The sequence below is a fragment of the Rhizobium sp. FKL33 genome (genome assembly GCF_005222915.1).
In the GTDB taxonomy this organism is placed as follows: Bacteria; Pseudomonadota; Alphaproteobacteria; order Rhizobiales; family Rhizobiaceae; genus Rhizobium_E.
Genome location: NZ_STFX01000024.1, coordinates 130,380 through 149,468, shown reverse-complemented (window position 1 = coordinate 149,468; position 19,089 = coordinate 130,380). Strand labels below are relative to the sequence as shown.

Here is a 19,089-nt window from a genome sequence, read left to right as displayed (position 1 = left end):
CCGAGCGGGATGCTGGAGATCTCCACCGAGCGCGCCTGGGCGATCTACAGCCGCGCCTGGCCATTCCTGTTTCTCCGGCTCGCCGCCGGTTTTGCGGCCGCGCTCGCCGGTCTGTTGGGTCTAGTCCTCGGCGCCTGGCTTCTCGAAAGCGTCGCCGGGAGCGGCAGCCTGTTCGGCGCCTGGGGCGGGTTGATGGGGCTTTGGGGGGCAACCTTTCTGCTCAGTCGAATCCGTTGGCGCGTGCGGCTCGCGATTGGCCTCGCACATGCTGCGGCCTTCTCGGAAAGCCTGGGCGAGGCTCCCCTGGCGGAGGGGGAGGATCAGGTTGCCGAAGCCCAGGCGCTGGTGGCGGATCGGTTCGCCGGGCCGGCGCTGCTTGCGGAGATGGATCCGCAGATCCGCGCTGCCGCCGGCGCCATCCCCGGTCTCATCGGCGGCGTGCGTCTGTTCATCACCATGCGCGGCATGGAGGGGCTGGCGGCGATGCTGACCTGGCTGATCTCGCTCGCCATGACGCCGATCGTCGATCTGGTCTACGCCTATGTCGTGCATCTGCGCGCCGCCAATCCCTGGCAGGCGGCGCGACAGGGGCTGGTTTTGTACGGTCAGAATTCCCGCCGACTTGTTGTCAACGGATTGGCGGCGTCGGCTGCGACCTGGACGGCCTCGTTGATCGTCCTGCTGATCCTTCTTCCGCCGATGGGCGGGCTGTTTTCGTCCTTTCCGGACAGCGTGTCGGGCTGGTCGCTTCTGGGCGCCATCCTGTTCGCCTGGTCGATCAAGAGCGCCTTCTTCGATCCCTTCGCGCTCGCCGCGCTGACGCCGATCTTTTTCCGGCTGGCGCAAAGCCAAACGCCCGATCCTGAATGGGACCGGGCGCTGTCTGATCTGTCGCCGGCGTTCCGGCGCATCCGCAACCGCGCCGCCGGCTGGAATTTCGAAGCGGCGGCGTTCGGAGATCCGAAGGGCTGATCAGCCCTTGAACCGGCCTTCCGACACCAGCGCGCGATAGGTCGAGCGCATTTCGCCGCGATCGGCGTAGCAGCCGCGCAGATAACGGTCGCCTTCGGTGGCCGAATAGGCCGAGCGGCCATGTACGATGCGGTGATTGTCGAACACGATGCATTCGGTGGCTTCGAGACGGAAGCGCATCAGATATTTGTCCGACTGCAGCATGCGGCCGAAGCGGCAGAAGGCCGGGTAGTAAGTGTCGAGGAAGTCCTGCGGCAGGTCGAAAATGTCGGCCATATGCTGGCTGATGGTCACGCCCGAAACCTCGCCATGCTGGTCGAGCTCGATCACCCGCTGGCGCGAGCGCATGTCGTAATGGTCGTGCTCGCAGTAATAGGGAATGTCGGTGCCCGACAGCAGCGCGAAATCTTCCGGAAATTCCTTCTTAAGGTCGTTGGCGACAGCCACGCCGTCGAGAAACAGGTTCTGGCCGCCGGAGACGGAATTGGCGCGGCAATGCAGGAACTGCACGCCCGGCGCTTCGTCTTCAGCCGGCGTATCGGTGTGCATTTCGAGCGCCTTGGCGGTGTAGGCGAGGTTTGTCGGCTTGATATGGGTGCGCACGTCGAAATATTCGCCGAAGAAGGTCGGACGCACATGGCCCATCAGCTTGACGAGATCATCGAGGCCTTCATTGCTGTCGGGCATATCGGTAATGATCGCGACGCCTTCCACCAGCATCGCCTCGATCCATTGGGCCACGAGGGCCTTGTCTGCCTTCAGCGCCGGCTGCGAGAAGCGGGCGATGGCGGGATAGTGGTCCGAATACCAGGCGCGGCGCGGCAGGTCGGCGGGGTCATGACGCTTCTCGCCCTTGGCGTAGAGCGCGAGGAAAGACAGCGCATGCCGCGACACATGGCCGGACCCGGCCCATTCGATCACCAGCGCTTCGTCCTGGATGGTCGCCTTGGCGGGCTTCGGCGCGTCGGCTTCGTGGAAAATGTCGAAGGTGCGTTCGCGCGTCTGGCTGTCGAACGAGGTCGGGCAATTGTCGCGCAGCCAGTAATTGTTGAAATAGGCCACCGTGCCATCGAGCATCGGCACGTTTACGCCTGTCGCGGTCAGGCTCACGCTATGGCTGAGATGAGCGTCCATCTGGTATTATCCTATCCTCTGGAATTAACTTGCGTCTGATGTTTTCTTGAGCCTTGGGAGCGGCTTGCGGCTTGATTTTTAGCAAGCATGGGCGTCTTCTGGAAGCGCGGAAGCTCTAATCATAAGATAAGCGTACGGTTATACTCTTGGCGAAAAACCTCCCCCCTTTACGTCTTCTCAGCGTGTTCGAGGCCGTGCTACGCACCGGCGGCGTGCGCGCCGCCGCGCACGAACTCAACGTCACCCAGCCCGCGATCAGCCAGGCTCTGCGGCAATTGGAGGATCATGTCGGCGCCCGCCTTCTCGATCGGCGCACGCGGCCCGCCGCGCGAACCCGGGCCGGGGAAATCCTGGAAGCTGCGGTCGTCGACGGCCTCGGCCGCATCGCCGACGCCGTCGAGCAGATCCGCGGGTTGGAGGCGGCGGGCCATGCGGTCACCATCGCCTGTTCGGTCGGCGTCGCCACCTATTGGCTGATGCCGCGTCTCGCCCGGTTTTCTGCGCTGCATCCGCATGTCGCCGTCAATGTCATGACCACGCCGCAAGGCGCGCCGCGGCTGACGCCGAGCATCGATCTCGCCATTCGCTACGGTCTGGGGCAATGGGGCGACGGGTTGGTGGAGCTTCTGTTTCCCGAGCGCGTGACGCCGGTCTGCAGCCCGGCCTTCTTATCCCGCCTGATCGACGAGGCGGGTGGCGATTCGATCCGGCTCGATCGCGCCCCGCTCATCCATGTCCGCGCCGAGGATCCGACCTGGCTCGGCTGGCCGGCTTTCCTAAAACAGCGCGGCCTGCCCGAGCCATTGTCCTCGGGTCGCCAGTTCACCAATTACGTCCAGGCCACTCAAGCCGCGCTCGACGGGCAGGGCGTGATGCTGGGCTGGGAATCGATCACCGGCGGGTTGATGCGCGAAGGACGCCTGGTGGCGGCGACCACCGATCAAGTCGTCCCCCGCGAGGGCTTCTATCTTGTGTCCGCCTTCGGGGCCGGTGAGCGCGAAGCGGCGCGCCTGTTGAAGGATTGGCTGTTGGGGGAGGGGTAGGGGAGCGGCAGGCTGAGCATAGTCTTTTGCCATCCCGTCATCGATCCAACGCGAAAAGTTCATAATCTATCGCGTGACGGCACAAGAGACTCACTCTAGATTTGGAACAAAAAATGAACAAGCGAGGGTTTGATGCTAAAGGAACTCACTCAGCGATTTGAAACAGCGTCTTCGATTCATGTCGAAAGTCATGGCATCGAACGTGACGCGGATTGGTTTCTCCTCAAGTTGATCGAAGAAGTCGGGGAATTAGTTCAGGTGGCCAACAAGGTCAGCGGCCGCGGTCGGAAAAAGGGAATTAATATCGACGAATTGCACATGCAACTCGCCGATGAAACTGCCGACATTCTTGGGCATCTGCTGCTTTTCGCGCACCACAATTCGATTGATCTCGAAGCTGCCATTCTCCGCAAATGGCGCTTCTCGCCGTGATGTTTCTCAAGCCTTGGTCCCGCCCACCGTCACATCGTTCATCCTCAGATGCGGCTGGCCGACGCCGACGGGGACCCATTGGCCGCCCTTGCCGCAATTGCCGATGCCGGTGTCGAGGCTACTATCGTTGCCGATCATGGTGATGCGCTTCATCGCCTCGGGGCCGTTGCCGATCAGCATCGCGCCCTTGACCGGATAGGCGATCTTGCCGTCCTCGATCATATAGGCCTCGGTGCAGCCGAACACGAATTTGCCGGAGGTGATGTCGACCTGGCCGCCGCCGAAAGAGACGGCGTAGAGGCCGCGCTTGACCGAGGCGATGATCTCGTCCTTGGTTTTGTCGCCCGAGAGCATATAGGTGTTGGTCATGCGCGGCATCGGCGTATGCGCATAGGATTCGCGGCGGCCATTGCCGGTCGCCTTCATGCCCATCAGCCGGGCGTTCTGGCGATCCTGCATGTAGCCGACCAGTTTTCCGTTGTCGATCAGCACGTTATAAGCGGCGGGCGTGCCTTCGTCGTCGATATTGATCGAGCCGCGCGCCTGATCGATCGTGCCGTCATCGACCACGGTCACGCCGGGCGCGGCGACCATTTCGCCCATCAGGCCGGCAAAGGCCGAGGTTTTCTTGCGGTTGAAATCGCCTTCGAGGCCGTGGCCCACGGCCTCATGCAGCATCACGCCCGGCCAGCCGTTGCCGAGCACCACATCCATCGATCCCGCCGGCGCGTCTCGCGCCTCGAGATTGACAAGCGCCTGCCGCAGAGCCTCATCGGCGCCGAAGCGCCAGTTTTCGGGGGAGACGAAATCGCCGAAGCCGCGCCGTCCGCCGACGCCATAGGAGCCGCTTTCCTGCCGGTCGCCGTCGCCGGTGACCACGGAGATATTGAGCCGCGTCATCGGCCTGACATCGCGGAACGTCTCGCCGTCGCCGCGCAGGATCTCGACAATCTTCCAGCCTGCCGTCACCGACGCCGTCACCTGACGCACTTTGGGATCCTTGGCGCGCAGATAGGCGTCGATCTCGCCGAGCAGCGCGACCTTCTCCTCGAAGGACGGCGCGCCGATCGGGTTTTCCTCGCCATAGCGGCGGGAGTTCGAACGCACGGGCGCCGCCGCCATCGTGCCGGAATAACCGCGGGTGACGGCGGAGACGGCGTCGGCCGCCCGCTTCAGCGCGCTTTCGGTCATCTCGCCGGAATGGGCGTAACCGACAGCTTCGCCCGCCACCGCGCGCAAGCCAAACCCCTGGTCGGTGTTAAAGCTGCCGCCCTTGAGCCGGCCATTGTCGAAACTCAGGCTCTCGGCCTCGCCATATTCGAGATAGAGCTCGCCATCGTCGGCCTGGGCCAGCGTTTCGGACACGAGCGCCTGCGCGCCGGCTTCGGACAGATCGAATTTGGAAAGAAGGCTGTGGGTCATCGGGAGCTTTTCTACGATTTGAATCAGGAGTGTAAACTAGGCATGCGCGGGGTTTGGGGCAAGGGCAGGGCTGGTTTCGGTACCTGTTCATCCGCCATCACTGGGCTGTTCGCGGCCCCTTCCTCTGAGCAATGCGTCGAGATCGCTTGCGCCATGGACGACGTGAACGATGTATACGCGGCCCAAGGAGATTTCATAGATGATGAGGTGGTTGCCCTCGACGCGCCTGCGCAGGCCGGTCTCCTCATAACCAGGAAGGACTGAAAACCTCTCTGGCATGTCGCCCAGTGCGCGCATCGATGCTCTGAGGCGGCGAACGACGGAAAGCGCGGCGTTTGGATCCGTCAGGGAAATATAGTCGTTGATCGCTCGAAGGTCCGACGCAGCTTTGAGCGTCAGAACCACCTTCACCGTGCGCCAATCCCGGCAAGCTTGGCTTCCAGAGCGTCAAAAACGTCGTCCATGTCTATGGTCCGACCGGCGGCCACATCGGCGCGCCCTTCTGCGATGGCGGCGTCCAGTGCGCGCAATCGACTCTCCGCATCGGTGAACTTCAGATCGCGCGCGACGAGATCAACCACATAATCCTCGGGACTTGAAAAACCATGGGCGTCCGCCCGCAGTTTCAGCCGCTCTTTGAGGTCTTCAGGTAATGTCACGGTCATGTCGTTCATCAGCGCCTCCAATTGTGATTGTACCATTGAAGGAATGCGTCGGCTATACTGCGTCGCTTCTTCAAGGCAGCGCGTCATACCCTTCGCCGAAGCCGGCGAGATCGACGGGGATGCCGATGCCCTCTTCCGGCGACTGGAAGACGATGAAGGTGGCGGTCTTGCCGGCGCGGAAGGCTTTCAGGAGATTGTCCTCGAGCACCACTTCGGCATAGCAGCCATCGGTGAAGCAGCGGACGAAATAGGCGCGGCCGATATCCTTGCCGTCGATATTGAGGCCCAGCCCGTTGGGCAGCAGCACGCCGAGAGGGGCCAGAACGCGCAGGATCTTGGCCTTGCGGTCGGCCGTCTTGAGGATCACCACCGACAGGCCCACTTCCGGCCGGTCGTCGGCAATGACGTTCTGCATCAGCGCGCATTGTTCTTCATTGGCGCCGGCTGGCTTGTCGCAGACGATCGACCATGCGCCGTGATTGGCTTTCACCGTGCCCGGTTGCTGCGCGTTCTGCTGCGGCTGGGCAGGCTTCGGAGCCGTCGCCGGCGCTGTCGCCGTCTGGGCGAGCGCGCTCCCCGCTCCGGCGATGAGGCCGGATAGAACAATCGTCGTGGCGGCAAGGCGCGAAATGGCGCGGAAATCCATGAAAACCTCGGTGTCGAATCAAGCCAAGCGTTCACCCGTCGACGTCTCTAGAGGAAAGAATCGGCGGCGTAAACGGCGGAACCTTCATCATGGGCGCCAGTGCGGCGAAAGCGCGACAAGCCCTTGCTGCGCTTCGAAAATCGAATTTTTTGGAGGAGAATCCGGTTTTTTCGCGGCGGAACTGACGTTGCGCAAAAATGACGCACGATCCGCGCGAGCCCGAGGTTGCGGCGGGTCGCGATATATGGTTTTAAATTCAACCATAGCAGGGATTCTGCGGTATTGTTTGATCTCGATCAAACGCTTGGGGAGAGGTATCCGTGAAGAACAAAGCTCTTGGGGCGTTGGCGACGCTATTCTGTCTTGGGACAGCGTCCTCAGCCTTTGCAGACAAGCCGGTCGACTGGCAGATAGACCTACAGCAGGCCGCCACGCCGATCATGGAAGAGGTTCGCTGGTTCAATCACTACACGCTGTGGTTCATCATTCCGATCACGCTTCTGGTGCTCGGCTTGTTGCTGGTGGTGATGCTGCGTTTCCGCGCCAGCAAGAACCAGGTTCCGTCCAAGACCAGCCACAACACGCTGATCGAGGTGGTGTGGACGGTCGCGCCCGTCATCATTCTTCTGTTCTTCGCCATCCCCTCCTTCCAGCTTCTCACCAACCAGCTGACGCAGCCGGAAAATCCCGACCTCACCGTGAAGGTCATCGGCACGCAGTGGAAGTGGTCCTACGAATATCCGGGTGAAACGCCTGTTTCATTCGATTCGCTGATGCTTGAGGACAAGGATCGCGCTGCGCTCGGCAAGAGTGATCCGGAAGCTTATCCGCGTCTGCTCGCTGTCGACAACGAAATGGTCGTGCCGGTCAACAAGGTGGTTCGCGTCATCGTCACCGCCGACCCCACCGACGTGATCCATTCCTTCGCCATGCAGTCTTTCGGCGTCAAGGTCGACGCCGTGCCGGGCCGCATGAACGAGACCTGGTTCAAGGCGGAGAAGGAAGGCCTGTTCTACGGCCAGTGCTCCGAGCTTTGCGGCAAGGATCACGCCTTCATGCCGATCGCGATCCGCGTCGTCCCAGAAGACAAATACAAGGCCTGGCTCGCCGCCGCCGCGACCGACCTTCCCGGCGCCAACAAGGCGCTGATCGCCGCCGTCGAGGCTGACAAGTCCGTCGACGTCGCGCAGAACGCCGCAAACTGAGCGCGCAGAGGAAAGTTATCGCAATGGCTGGACATAGCTCACACGACGCACATGCGGGTCATCACGACGCCGCCCATGAAGAACACCATCACACGCCCGGATTCTGGTCGCGCTGGTTCTTCTCCACCAACCACAAGGACATCGGCACGCTCTATCTGATCTTCGCGATCTTCGCGGGCGTGGTCGGCTTCCTGCTGTCGCTTGCGATGCGCATGGAGCTGCAGGCGCCCGGCATCCAGATTTTCCATGGCCTCGCCCAGATGGTCTATGGCGTGGATGAAGGCGCGGCGCTCGACGCCGGCAAGCAGATGTACAACGCCTTCACCACGGCGCATGCACTGATCATGATCTTCTTCATGGTCATGCCGGCGCTGATCGGCGGCTTCGCCAACTGGATGGTGCCGATCATGATCGGCGCGCCCGATATGGCGTTTCCGCGCATGAACAACATTTCGTTCTGGCTCGTGCCGCCGGCCTTCCTGCTGCTCGTCCTGTCGCTGTTCGCCGAAGGTTCGCCCGGCGGCCACGGCGTCGGCGGCGGCTGGACGCTTTATCCGCCGTTCTCCACGGCCGGCACGCCCGGTCCTGCGGTCGATCTCGCCATCTTCGCGCTGCATGTGTCCGGCGCATCCTCGATCCTCGGCGCGATCAACTTCATCACCACGATCCTCAACATGCGCGCCCCCGGCATGACCATCCACAAGATGCCGCTCTTCGCCTGGTCCGTGCTGATCACCGCCTTCCTGCTGCTGCTGTCGCTCCCGGTTCTCGCCGGCGGCATCACCATGCTGCTGACCGACCGCAATTTCGGCACGACCTTCTTCGCGCCTGAAGGCGGCGGCGACCCGATCCTGTTCCAGCATCTGTTCTGGTTCTTCGGCCATCCGGAAGTCTACATCCTGATCCTGCCGGGCTTCGGCATCATCAGCCACATCGTCTCGACCTTCTCCAAGAAGCCGGTCTTCGGGTACCTCGGCATGGCCTACGCCATGGCGGCCATCGGCGCGGTCGGCTTCATCGTCTGGGCGCACCACATGTACACGGTCGGCCTGTCGCTGAATGCGCAGCGCTACTTCGTGTTCGCCACCATGGTGATCGCGGTTCCGACAGGCGTGAAGATCTTCTCCTGGATCGCCACGATGTGGGGCGGCTCGATAGAGTTCAAGACCCCGATGGTCTGGGCGATCGGCTTCATCTTCCTGTTCACCGTCGGCGGCGTCACCGGCGTGCAGCTGGCGAACGCCGGTCTCGACCGCGTGATCCACGACACCTATTATGTGGTGGCCCACTTCCACTACGTGCTGTCGCTCGGCGCGGTCTTCGCCATCTTCGCGGCCTGGTACTACTGGTTCCCGAAGATGTTCGGCTACATGTATAGCGAGTTCATCGGCAAGCTGCATTTCTGGGTCATGTTCATCGGCGTCAACCTGGTGTTCTTCCCGCAGCACTTCCTCGGTCTCGCCGGCATGCCGCGCCGCTATATCGACTATCCGGATGCCTATGCCGGCTGGAACCTGATCTCCTCGATCGGCTCCTACGTCTCGGCCGTCAGCCTCCTGATCTTCTTCTACGGCATTTTCGAAGCCTTCTCGAAGAAGCGCGTGGCGGGCGACAATCCCTGGGGCCAGGGCGCCGAGACACTGGAATGGCAGCTGTCTTCTCCGCCGCCTTACCACCAGTGGGAACAGCTTCCCCGCATCAAGTAACGCATAAGGTCGGCCGCGCCTCGAAGGCGCGGCCGACTCCCGAAGTCAGGAATAGAGAAGTACAATGGCGCTTGTCGACGGCGACAATCTGGCTGGTAGCGAATCGATCGTCATCTCCGAGGCGACGTTCAGGGATTATTTCGCGCTTCTGAAGCCGCGGGTGATGTCGCTCGTCATCTTCACGGCCGTCGCCGGCATGGTCGCCGCGCCGGGTCATATCAATCCGATCATCGGGCTGATCGCCATTCTCTGCATCGCCGTCGGCGCGGGCGCGTCGGGCGCTCTCAACATGTGGTATGACGCCGATATCGACGCCGTCATGAGCCGCACCGCCAGCCGCCCCATTCCGTCCGGCCGCATCCTGCCGCGCGAAGCCTTCGCCTTCGGCGTGACGCTTTCAGGCTTCTCGGTCGCCGTGCTCGGCCTCGCCGTCAATGCGCTCGCCGCCGGCCTGCTCGCCTTCACCATCTTCTTCTACGCCGTCATCTACACGATGTGGCTCAAGCGGTGGACGCCGCAGAACATCGTCATCGGCGGCGCCGCCGGCGCTTTCCCGCCGATGATCGGCTGGGCCTGCGTGACCGGCGACGTGTCCTTCGACAGCGTCATCCTGTTTCTGATCATCTTCCTGTGGACGCCGGCGCATTTCTGGGCGCTCGCGCTGTTCAAGATGCGTGATTACGGCGCAGTCGGCGTGCCGATGTTGCCCAATGTCGCCGGCGAAAAAGTCACCAAGGACCAGATCCTGATTTACGCCGTGTTGACTGCCGCCGTCGGCGTCGCGCCCGCCTTCACGGGCCTTGCAAGCCCCGTCTATGGCGTGGCGGCGGCTCTGCTCGGCGCGGGCTTCGTGTGGTACGGCGTCCTCTGTCGCCGCATGCCGGATGGCGACGAAGCCATGCGGCCCGCCAAGAAGCTCTTCGCCTATTCGATCCTCTATCTCTTCGCGATCTTTTCGTGCCTGATGCTCGATCATTTCGCGGTGTCTCTGATGTCAGGTCTCTACGGGGAGGTATGAGAATGGACAGAATCGAATTGACGGAACTGCAGCGGCGATCACGCCGAAATCGCAATATCGCGCTGGGGGTTTCGCTCGCGGCGCTGGTGGTGATCTTCTACGCCATCACCATCATCAAGATGACGCCGGGCGCGGGAGGCTGAATCATGCGGGAGGAGAGCGTGGTTCGGCCGGATGCGAAGGAAGCGGCGAGGCGCAATCGCACCGTGGTGATCGCTTGCGGCGCCTTCGTGACCGCCATGGTCGGCATGGCCTATGCCGCCGTGCCGCTCTACGACATGTTCTGCCGCGTGACCGGCTATAACGGCACGACCCAACGCGTCGAACAGGCCTCGGATCGGATACTCGACGAGACCATACGCGTCGAATTCGACGCCAATTCCGCCCAGACGCTCGGCTGGAAATTCGAGGCCGTCGACAAGGCCGTGACGCCGAGGATCGGCGAGACGGTCCAGATCAACTACCGTGTGACCAACACCAACAGCGAGACGGAAACCGGCAAGGCCGTGTTCAACGTCACGCCGATGGTGGCCGGCGCCTATTTCAACAAGCTTCAATGCTTCTGCTTCACCGACATCACGCTGAAGCCGGGCGAAACGCGGGACATGCCCGTGGTGTTCTTCGTCGATCCGGAAATCGTCAACACGCCGGAAACGAAGGACCTCAAGGTGCTGACGCTGTCCTACACCTTCTATCCGAGCGACAAGCCCAAGCCTGTCGCGGATGCGAAGCCGGTGAAAGACGCGGAACCTGCGAAACTGTAATCGACCATTGCCGGGAGAGGCAGTCGTCAGAGGGACTGGAAGAGGGGAAGAGACATGGCCACAGCGCATCAGAAGAACCACGATTATCACATCATAGATCCGAGCCCCTGGCCGCTTCTGAGCTCCATCGGCGCCTTCGTGCTGATGTTCGGCGCGGTCTGCATGTTCCGCTGGCTGCACGATTCGCCCTTCCATCTGTTCGGCATTGATTTCGCCGGGGCCAAATACTGGGTCTTCGCCGTCGGCCTGATCATCACCCTCTATTCGATGTATGCCTGGTGGGCCGACACCGTGAAAGAAGCGCATGAGGGCCACCACACGCGCGTCGTGTCGCTGCATCTTCGCTACGGCATGATCATGTTCATCGCTTCCGAAGTGATGTTCTTCGTCGCCTGGTTCTGGGCCTATTTTGACGCCAGCCTGTTCCCGGCTGAAGCGATACAGGCGAGCCGCGTGGAGTTCACCGGCGGTCAGTGGCCGCCGAAGGGCATGGAAGTGCTCGACCCCTGGCACCTGCCGCTCTACAACACCGTGATCCTGCTGCTCTCCGGCACCACGGTCACCTGGGCGCATCACGCGCTGCTGCACAATGATCGCAAGGGCGTCATCCAGGGCCTCGTGCTCACCGTGCTGCTCGGCGTGCTGTTCTCCTTCGTCCAGGTCTATGAATATATGCATGCGCCCTTCGCCTTCTCGGAGTCGATCTATGGCGCCACCTTCTTCATGGCCACCGGCTTCCACGGCTTCCACGTCTTCGTCGGCACCGTCTTCCTGCTGGTCTGCCTGTTCCGCGCCGCCGCCGGCCATTTCACGCCGCAGCAGCATTTCGGCTTCGAAGCCGCCGCGTGGTACTGGCACTTCGTCGACGTGGTCTGGCTGTTCCTGTTCTTCTCGATCTATATCTGGGGCGGCTGGGGCGCTCCGGTGCATGGCTGAGAATTCGGGGGCGAAAGCCGCCTGCGCCTGACCATCGAGGCGTCCGGATCATCCGGACGCCTTTCTCATATGAGGAGACGGCCATGGATATCAGAACCGAAGACGGACCCAAGGGCGGCCGCTACGTGACCGGCGAGCCGGGCGCGGCGGCCGAGATGACCTTCTCCCGCGCCTCGCCGCGTCTCATCATCATCGACCACACCGGCGTGCCCGACATCTATCGCGGCCAGGGCGTCGGCGCGAAACTCGCCAACTTCGCCGTCCAGGCCGCCCGCGCGGGCGGCTGGAAGATCATCCCGCTCTGCCCTTTTTTCAAAGCGCAGGTCGAGCGGCATCCCGAATGGGCGGACGTCATCAGCCGATGACGCGATTTGCCGCCTTTTCGCTCGGGTCTATCGCCTGTAGGAAGAGGCGAGGGGAGACAATACAATGACCGAAGACAAAGCCCTGTTCGCGCCCATCGATCCCGTCAAGGCGGGCATCGCCTGCGCCTGTCCGCGCTGCGGTCAGGGAAAGCTCTATGACGGGTTGATCAAGGTGCGACCCGCCTGCACGGCCTGCGGGCTGGATTATTCCTTCGCCGATTCCGGCGACGGTCCCGCTGTCTTCGTGATCCTGATCATCGGCTTTGTGGTGGTCGGCCTCGCGCTGTGGATGGAGGTCAATTACAATCCGCCGATCTGGCTGCATCTGCTTCTGTGGATTCCACTGGCCATCGGGCTCAGCCTCTGGCTGCTCCGGGTGATGAAGAGCCTGCTGATCGCGCTGCAATACAAGAACAAGGCGCAGCCCGGCGAGATCGATCATGGCTGAGCGTCCTTCGCTGCCGCTGGGCTGGATCGCCGCTTTTGTGGTCGTATTCGGGGCCCTGCTGGCCCTCGGCACCTGGCAGGTCGAGCGGCTGCAATGGAAACAGGCGCTGCTCGCCGAGATCGACAAAAACCGCAACGCCGCGCCCGTCCCGGTCGAGACGATCCGCGCTCTGCCGAACCCGGATGTTGAAGGCGAGTATCGCCGCGTCACTGTCACCGGCCGTTTCGATCATGCGCATGAGCAATACTTCTTCGCCACGTTTGATGGCGATGTCGGCTATCACGTCTATACGCCGCTGATCCGGCCCGATGGCCATGTCGTCTTCATCAATCGCGGCTTCGTGCCCGAGGCGCTGAAAGATCCGGCCAAGCGCGCCGAAGGGCAGGTCGCGGGCGAGGCGACCATCACCGGTCTCTACCGCGCGCCCCTTGCCGCAAAGCCATCCTGGGTGACGCCTGAAAACGAACCCGCCAAGCGCATCTATTTCTGGAAGGACATCCACGCCATGGCGGCCTCCGCTGGCGTCTCTGAAGGCCTTCTGGAACCCTATTTCATCGACGCCGACGCCGCGACCAATCCCGGCGGCTGGCCGAAAGGCGGCGTGACGCAAGTGGATCTGCCCAACAACCATCTGAGCTATGCGCTGACCTGGTACGGGCTGGCTGCAGTGCTGTTGATCATCGGGGCGCTCAGCTGGCGCAAGCGGCGGGGCGGGGCAAAATGAGAGGTCGCGCTTCGCCCCTCATCCGGCTGCCGCCACCTTCTCCCCGTGAAACGGGGAGAAGGGCGATTGTGGCGAAGCTGGCGCTCCATGCCCCTTCGCCCCGCGATTGCGGGGAGAAGGTCCCGGCAGGGGGATGAGGGGCGAAGCACGACCTCTCTCGAGAAGCAATTCCACTTCAAGAATGCTCAACCCAAAACCATTTAAGAAAGGCCCCTCAGATGCACCACCTCTCCACCATCCTCGTCGCGCTCGTGGCCCTGCTGCATGTCTGGATCCTGATCCTCGAAATGTTCCTCTGGACCAAGCCGCAGGGCCTCAAAGCCTTTCGCAATACGCCGGAGAAAGCTGCGCTGACCCGGGTGCTGGCCGCCAATCAGGGCCTCTATAACGGCTTCCTCGCCGCCGGCCTCTTCTGGTCGCTCGTTCACCCCGATCCCGTCATGGCCTTTCAGTTGAAAGCCTTCTTCCTCGGCTGCGTGATTGTCGCGGCGCTATACGGCGCCTTGTCGGTCTCCCGCCGCATCCTGATCATTCAAGGCTTGCCCGCATTCATCGCGCTGGCTATTACCTTGGCCTTCGCCAATCCCTATATGGCGGTTGCGCCGGTCTCCGGCTGAACGACAGATTCTAAGGCACGCCCCGACATGACCAAGACGCCGCTCACCATCCGCCTCTGCGCTCCGCGCGGCTTCTGCGCCGGCGTCGACCGCGCGATCCAGATCGTCGTGCTTGCGCTCAAAGCCTATGGCAAGCCGGTCTATGTCCGCCACGAGATCGTCCACAATCGCTATGTGGTGGAGGGGCTCGAGGCCAAGGGCGCGATCTTCGTGGAAGAACTCGACGAGATCCCGGAAGAGCATCGCGCCCAGCCGGTGGTGTTTTCCGCCCATGGCGTGCCGAAATCCGTGCCGGCGGATGCGACGGCGCGCAATCTTTTCTATCTCGACGCCACCTGTCCCTTGGTGTCGAAGGTCCACAAGCAGGCGCTGCGCCATCGCCGCCTCGGCCGCCACGTCATCCTGATCGGCCATGAAGGTCACCCGGAAGTCATCGGCACGATGGGCCAATTGCCGGAAGGGGCGGTGTCGCTGGTCGACACGGTCGAGGACGCGGAAAAATACCAGCCGGTCGATCCCGACAATCTCGGCTACGTCACCCAGACCACGCTGTCGGTCGACGACACCGAAGGCGTGATCGCCAAGCTCAAGGAACGCTTCCCCAACCTGCAGGACCCGGCCGCCGATTCCATCTGCTACGCCACCACCAACCGCCAGGAAGCGGTGAAGATGGCCGCGCCCGATTGCGACCTGTTCCTCATCGTCGGCGCCCCCAACTCGTCCAATTCCAAGCGTCTGGTGGAAGTGGCGCTGAAATCCGGCGCCCGTCAGGCGGCGCTCGTCCAGCGCGCCAGCGAGATCGACTGGGCCGCCTATGGGCCGCTCACCACCGTCGGCCTCTCCGCCGGCGCCTCCGCGCCCGAAGTGATCGTCAACGAAATCATCGAAGCCTTCCGCGAGCGCTATGACGCCACCGTGGAACTCGCCGAAATGGCCGAGGAAAACGAACACTTCCCCGTCAACCGCAAAATTCGCCACATCGAACTCACCCATGAGGACATGGCCTGGGTGAACGGGTGAGGGCCATTCAGCGAGAGATGACTGTTCCGCGGTATCGACGGTACGCTTGAACAAGCTTCTTTGTCGGCGCTGGCGGATTGTCCAAGGCGCCAAAGAACGCATCATAATCGCTTGGCTTTAAGCACGTGGACGCGAATTGCCTAATGTCATTTTCCGCGCACGCCGCAGTCGCTACGATGCCAATTGCCTCTTCGCTCGTTTCGTCGCTATTGTTCATGCGAGTGCGTTTCATCGTTTAGGCGCTAAGACGTTGGGCTGATTTTGTGCAAAAGGGCGACGAATTGCAATGATGTCGTCAAGAGCGATTTCCAGTCTCGCCTCCGAAAACCTGTGCCCCGTGTCGCAGCGGGACTGGCGATCATCCCACGCCCGCGCTATGCGTTCGGCATCCGAGCCTTCAGCATGGGAACGCCGCCGTGGCCGTCTACACCGATATTTCCGAGGACGAACTCAAGACTTTCCTCACCCAGTATGATGCGGGCGAGCTGATGTCCTATAAGGGCATCGCCGAGGGCGTCGAGAATTCCAATTTCCTGCTGCACACCACCACGGCGCCCTATATTCTGACGCTCTATGAGAAGCGGGTGGATCGCAACGACCTGCCGTTCTTTCTGGGCCTGATGCAGCATCTCGCCGATCGCGGCCTGTCCTGCCCGCTGCCGGTGCCGCGCAGGGACGGCGCGCAACTGGGCGAGCTGGCAGGCCGTCCGGCTGCGCTCATCTCCTTCCTCGAAGGCATGTGGCTGAGAAAGCCCGAGGCGCGGCATTGCCGCGATGTCGGCGAGGCGCTCGCCCGCATGCACCTGGCCGGCGAAGGCTTCGAGATCCGCCGCGAAAATGCGCTGTCGGTATCCGGCTGGCGGCCGCTCTGGGAAAAATCGGTCGATGGCGCCGATGAGGTGGAGGCGGGGCTGACGGCGGAAATTCCGGCGGAACTCGATTTACTCGAGGCGCATTGGCCCAAAGATCTGCCGGCGGGCGTCATCCATGCCGATCTATTCCCGGACAATGTCTTCTTCCTGAACGACAGGCTCTCGGGGCTGATCGATTTCTATTTCGCCTGCAACGACTATCTCGTCTATGATCTCGCCGTCTGCATCAACGCCTGGTGCTTCGAGAAGGATTGCTCCTTCAACCTGACCAAGGGCATGGAGATGATCGCCGGCTACCAGTCGGTGCGGCCCCTGTCCGCGCCCGAGATCGAGGCGCTGCCGATTCTGGCGCGCGGCTCGGCGCTGCGCTTCTTCCTCACCCGCCTCTATGACTGGATCATGACGCCGCCGGGCGCGATGGTCACCAAGAAGGATCCGAAGGAATATCTGCGCAAGCTGCGCTTCCACCAGAAGGTGGAGCATGCCCGCGAATATGGCCTCGAAGTGAAGGCAGACGCATGAAGCATGTCGAGATCTATACGGACGGCGCCTGTTCCGGCAATCCCGGCCCCGGCGGCTGGGGCGCTGTCCTGCGCTATGGCGAGGTCGAGAAGGAACTGTGCGGCGGCGAGGCCGAGACCACCAACAATCGCATGGAGCTGCTCGCGGCGATCACCGCGCTCGACGCTCTGAAGAGCCCTTGCGAGGTGGATCTGCACACCGACAGCAAATATGTCATGGACGGCATTTCCAAATGGATCTTCGGCTGGAAGAAGAACGGCTGGAAGACCGCCGACAAGAAGCCGGTCAAGAATGGCGAACTCTGGCAGGCGCTCGACGCCGCCAACCAGCGCCACAAGGTCAAGTGGCACTGGGTCAAGGGCCATGCCGGCCATCCCGAAAACGAGCGCGCCGACGAACTGGCCCGCAAGGGCATGGAGCCGTTCAAGAAGCGCTGATCAGATCGCGAGGCTCCGCGGCGTCACGGGCTTGGCGCGGAGTTCCCACAGCGTGTTGCGCAGCGTATGCACCGCGTGGTCGGTCAGGAGATTGATTTCTTCGAACGGGGCAGGGCGTCCGAGCAGATAGCCCTGCGCCGTGTCGCAGCCCTCTTCATGCAGGATTTCCAGCTGATCGCGCGTCTCGATGCCCTCGGCGAGCACGGGAATGTCGAGGCTACGGCCGAGCGCCAGCACCGCCCGGATGATCGAGCGGGCCTGATGGTTGCTTTCCAGCTCGTTCATGAAGGAGCGGTCGAGCTTGATCTTGTCGAAGGGGAAGCTCCGCAGTGTCTCAAGCGACGAATAGCCGGTGCCGAAATCGTCGAGCGCGATGGTCACACCGAGCGCGCGGATTTTCTGCAGCGTGGCAAGCGTACGCGCCTTGTCGGCGATGATCGCCGATTCCGTCAGTTCCAGCTCCAGGCATTCCGGCCGCATTCCGGTCTCGGCAAGCGTCGCGGCCACCAGTCCCGGGAGGTCGGGATGGAGGAATTGCACGGGCGAAAGATTGACCGCCACCTTGAGCGGTTTGCGGAAATGCGCGCATTCGCGGCAGGCGGTTTTTAGCGCCCATTCGCCGAGCGGCAAGATCAGTCCGTTCTCCTCGGCGAGCGGAATGAAGTCGGAGGGGGCAATCCGTCCGCGGGTCGGATGCGTCCAGCGCAGCAGCGCCTCGAAGCCGGTGACGAGACCGGAGGATACCGAAGTCTGCACCTGATAGTGCAGGCGTAATTCGTCATTCTCGATGGCGCGGCGCAGGTCAATCGCCAATTCGCGCTTCAGCCGCGCCGCCTCGTCCATGCCGGTGTCGAAGAAGCAGATCTTGTCGGCGGGGTCGGCCTTGGCGCGATAGAGCGCGAGATCGGCGTTGCGCTGGAATAGCTCCACATCCGTCGCGTCGACCGGAAACCGCGCCGCGCCGATGCTGGCGCCGACGCTGAGTTCATAACCGTCGATGACGAAGGGTTCGATAATGGTTGCGCGCAGGCGTGTCAGAAGCGAAGCGGCGGCCCGTTGGTCGGCGGTGTCCAGCAGCGCGATGAATTCGTCGCCGCCGATGCGAAACACATGCACGCCTTCGGCCACGAACGCCTGCATGCGCTCGGCGATCACCACAAGGGTGCGGTCGCCGGCCGCGTGTCCGCGCATGTCATTGATTTCCTTGAAACGGTCGAGGTCGATCGCAGCGAGCGTAAAGCCCTGGCCGCTCTTTTTGCTGCGACGGGCCTTGTCCTCGAGCTGTTCGGTGAAGTGAGCGCGGTTGGACAGGCCGGTCAACATGTCGCTCAGCGCCATCCGGCGCAATTCGCTGAGCGATCGCGCCTGGGTCTGGCCGTCGATGAGATAGCTGGCGAAAGCGGCGCCGAGCACGATGAGGCCCACCATGGCCACGGAAATCGCCATGCCGTGCATCGCGGTTGGATCGCTGTAATGCACGCCGATCGACAGCGGCGTCACCTTGAACGCCGCCATGCCGGTGAAATGCAGCAGCACGACGCCGGCCGCCATCAGCGCCACGGCGATGCTCTTGCGGGTCGTCGTCCGATCTCGGCTGGCGATCTGGATGGACGCCGCCGACAACAGCGCGGCGAGCAAGACGGAGGCCGAGGTCAATGTCTGGTCCCAATCGACTACGCCTTCCACCACATAGGCGGTCATGCCGATATAATGCATTGCGGCAATGCTCAGTCCGAACACGGCGCCGCCGACAGCCGGGGCGAAACGGACGGGTAGGCCGCCCGCGATCACCAACCCGGCGAAGCCGCCGACGATCGCCACCAGGAGCGAGATCACCGTCAGCACGGGATTGAAGCTCACGCCGGTCGGCGCCTCATAGGCCAGCATGGCGATGAAATGCGTGCACCAGATCGACGAGCCCGCCGCCGTCGCCCCCAGGAACAGCCATCCGAACCGTTCCGCGCCTTCTCCCGCCTTGCCGCGTCGATAAAGCCTGATCGCCGTCCAACTGCCGGCGAGGCATATCAGCGCTGCAACCAAGACGAGCCGCAAGTCGTGTTCATTGAAGAGGCAATCGAGAATGGTGATCATGGCGTCCGCTGTGGATGAGAGGTCGCCTCTCATACGTAGAAAAGTTTGAT

The 19,089-nt window shown here is 62.5% G+C and carries 22 protein-coding genes; 16 read left to right on the top strand and 6 right to left on the bottom strand.

Annotated features, from left to right (window positions below; translation table 11 throughout):
- The first annotated feature begins 9 nt into the window (after positions 1 to 9).
- The gene (locus E8Q41_RS15950) at positions 10 to 972 is read left to right on the top strand and encodes a hypothetical protein (protein WP_137156543.1); all 963 of its coding nucleotides are present in this window, start codon (positions 10 to 12) and stop codon (positions 970 to 972) included.
- Here the strand turns inward: E8Q41_RS15950 and E8Q41_RS15945 are convergent, their stop codons facing one another.
- Entirely contained in the window at positions 973 to 2,106 is a 1,134-nt protein-coding gene (locus E8Q41_RS15945; protein ID WP_137156542.1) for a TauD/TfdA family dioxygenase, read from the bottom strand.
- Between the two features lie 146 nt (positions 2,107 to 2,252).
- Here E8Q41_RS15945 and E8Q41_RS15940 point away from each other — a divergent pair, with 146 nt between their 5' ends.
- Together E8Q41_RS15940 and E8Q41_RS15935 are read left to right on the top strand one after the other, a co-directional pair.
- Positions 2,253 to 3,149 (top strand): LysR substrate-binding domain-containing protein, encoded by an 897-nt coding sequence (locus tag E8Q41_RS15940; RefSeq protein WP_137156541.1) that lies wholly within the window; start codon positions 2,253 to 2,255, stop codon positions 3,147 to 3,149.
- A gap of 132 nt (positions 3,150 to 3,281) precedes the next feature.
- On the top strand, positions 3,282 to 3,581 hold the full coding sequence (locus E8Q41_RS15935; RefSeq protein ID WP_137156540.1) for a MazG nucleotide pyrophosphohydrolase domain-containing protein: 300 nt from the start codon (positions 3,282 to 3,284) through the stop codon (positions 3,579 to 3,581).
- A 6-nt stretch (positions 3,582 to 3,587) separates the two neighbouring features.
- On the opposite strand, the gene tldD is transcribed toward E8Q41_RS15935, so the two are convergent.
- The 4 genes from tldD to E8Q41_RS15915 all read right to left on the bottom strand — a co-directional run bounded on the left by tldD (position 3,588) and on the right by E8Q41_RS15915 (position 6,314).
- Entirely contained in the window at positions 3,588 to 5,003 is a 1,416-nt protein-coding gene (gene tldD / locus E8Q41_RS15930) for a metalloprotease TldD (protein ID WP_137156539.1), read from the bottom strand.
- Between the two features lie 87 nt (positions 5,004 to 5,090).
- On the bottom strand, positions 5,091 to 5,414 hold the full coding sequence (locus E8Q41_RS15925) for a type II toxin-antitoxin system RelE/ParE family toxin (RefSeq protein WP_137156538.1): 324 nt from the start codon (positions 5,412 to 5,414) through the stop codon (positions 5,091 to 5,093).
- On the bottom strand, positions 5,411 to 5,677 hold the full coding sequence (locus E8Q41_RS15920; protein WP_137156537.1) for a type II toxin-antitoxin system ParD family antitoxin: 267 nt from the start codon (positions 5,675 to 5,677) through the stop codon (positions 5,411 to 5,413). Before E8Q41_RS15920 ends, E8Q41_RS15925 begins: the two co-directional genes overlap by 4 nt.
- Before the next feature lie 61 nt (positions 5,678 to 5,738).
- On the bottom strand, positions 5,739 to 6,314 hold the full coding sequence (locus tag E8Q41_RS15915; protein ID WP_137156536.1) for an invasion associated locus B family protein: 576 nt from the start codon (positions 6,312 to 6,314) through the stop codon (positions 5,739 to 5,741).
- Between the two features lie 320 nt (positions 6,315 to 6,634).
- On the opposite strand from E8Q41_RS15915, the gene coxB reads away from it, so the two are divergent.
- The 13 genes from coxB (at position 6,635) to rnhA (ending at position 16,948) form a co-directional block, all read left to right on the top strand.
- On the top strand, positions 6,635 to 7,519 hold the full coding sequence (coxB, locus tag E8Q41_RS15910) for a cytochrome c oxidase subunit II (RefSeq protein WP_137156535.1): 885 nt from the start codon (positions 6,635 to 6,637) through the stop codon (positions 7,517 to 7,519).
- 23 nt (positions 7,520 to 7,542) lie between these two features.
- Positions 7,543 to 9,225 carry a cytochrome c oxidase subunit I gene (gene ctaD / locus E8Q41_RS15905; protein WP_137156534.1) on the top strand — a complete coding sequence of 561 codons (1,683 nt, stop codon included), beginning with the start codon at positions 7,543 to 7,545 and terminating at the stop codon, positions 9,223 to 9,225.
- 64 nt (positions 9,226 to 9,289) lie between these two features.
- The gene (locus E8Q41_RS15900; protein WP_137156533.1) at positions 9,290 to 10,243 is read left to right on the top strand and encodes a heme o synthase; all 954 of its coding nucleotides are present in this window, start codon (positions 9,290 to 9,292) and stop codon (positions 10,241 to 10,243) included.
- Positions 10,244 to 10,245: 2 nt separating this feature from the next.
- A complete protein-coding gene (locus tag E8Q41_RS25610; protein WP_170976514.1) occupies positions 10,246 to 10,386 on the top strand; it encodes a hypothetical protein in 141 nt (46 codons plus the stop codon).
- Between the two features lie 3 nt (positions 10,387 to 10,389).
- Positions 10,390 to 11,007, top strand: a complete 618-nt coding sequence (locus E8Q41_RS15895) for a cytochrome c oxidase assembly protein (protein WP_137156532.1) — start codon at positions 10,390 to 10,392, stop codon at positions 11,005 to 11,007.
- A 54-nt stretch (positions 11,008 to 11,061) separates the two neighbouring features.
- Complete coding sequence (locus E8Q41_RS15890) at positions 11,062 to 11,943, top strand: cytochrome c oxidase subunit 3 (protein ID WP_137156531.1); 882 nt, start codon at positions 11,062 to 11,064, stop codon at positions 11,941 to 11,943.
- 83 nt (positions 11,944 to 12,026) lie between these two features.
- On the top strand, positions 12,027 to 12,308 hold the full coding sequence (locus tag E8Q41_RS15885; protein WP_137156530.1) for a GNAT family N-acetyltransferase: 282 nt from the start codon (positions 12,027 to 12,029) through the stop codon (positions 12,306 to 12,308).
- A 64-nt stretch (positions 12,309 to 12,372) separates the two neighbouring features.
- On the top strand, positions 12,373 to 12,756 hold the full coding sequence (locus E8Q41_RS15880) for a DUF983 domain-containing protein (protein ID WP_137156529.1): 384 nt from the start codon (positions 12,373 to 12,375) through the stop codon (positions 12,754 to 12,756).
- A complete protein-coding gene (locus tag E8Q41_RS15875; RefSeq protein ID WP_137156528.1) occupies positions 12,749 to 13,480 on the top strand; it encodes an SURF1 family protein in 732 nt (243 codons plus the stop codon). Before E8Q41_RS15880 ends, E8Q41_RS15875 begins: the two co-directional genes overlap by 8 nt.
- A gap of 218 nt (positions 13,481 to 13,698) precedes the next feature.
- Positions 13,699 to 14,097, top strand: coding sequence for a DUF1304 domain-containing protein (locus E8Q41_RS15870; protein WP_137156527.1), 399 nt, complete (start codon positions 13,699 to 13,701; stop codon positions 14,095 to 14,097).
- A gap of 27 nt (positions 14,098 to 14,124) precedes the next feature.
- A complete protein-coding gene (gene ispH, locus E8Q41_RS15865; protein ID WP_137156526.1) occupies positions 14,125 to 15,117 on the top strand; it encodes a 4-hydroxy-3-methylbut-2-enyl diphosphate reductase in 993 nt (330 codons plus the stop codon).
- Between the two features lie 416 nt (positions 15,118 to 15,533).
- Entirely contained in the window at positions 15,534 to 16,511 is a 978-nt protein-coding gene (locus E8Q41_RS15855; RefSeq protein ID WP_137156524.1) for a homoserine kinase, read from the top strand.
- Positions 16,508 to 16,948, top strand: coding sequence for a ribonuclease HI (gene rnhA, locus E8Q41_RS15850; RefSeq protein WP_137156523.1), 441 nt, complete (start codon positions 16,508 to 16,510; stop codon positions 16,946 to 16,948). The genes E8Q41_RS15855 and rnhA overlap by 4 nt, the downstream gene beginning before the upstream one ends.
- Here rnhA and E8Q41_RS15845 read toward each other — a convergent pair whose 3' ends face one another.
- Positions 16,949 to 19,039 (bottom strand): EAL domain-containing protein, encoded by a 2,091-nt coding sequence (locus E8Q41_RS15845; protein WP_170976512.1) that lies wholly within the window; start codon positions 19,037 to 19,039, stop codon positions 16,949 to 16,951. It lies immediately after the preceding gene.
- Between the last annotated feature and the right edge of the window lie 50 nt (positions 19,040 to 19,089).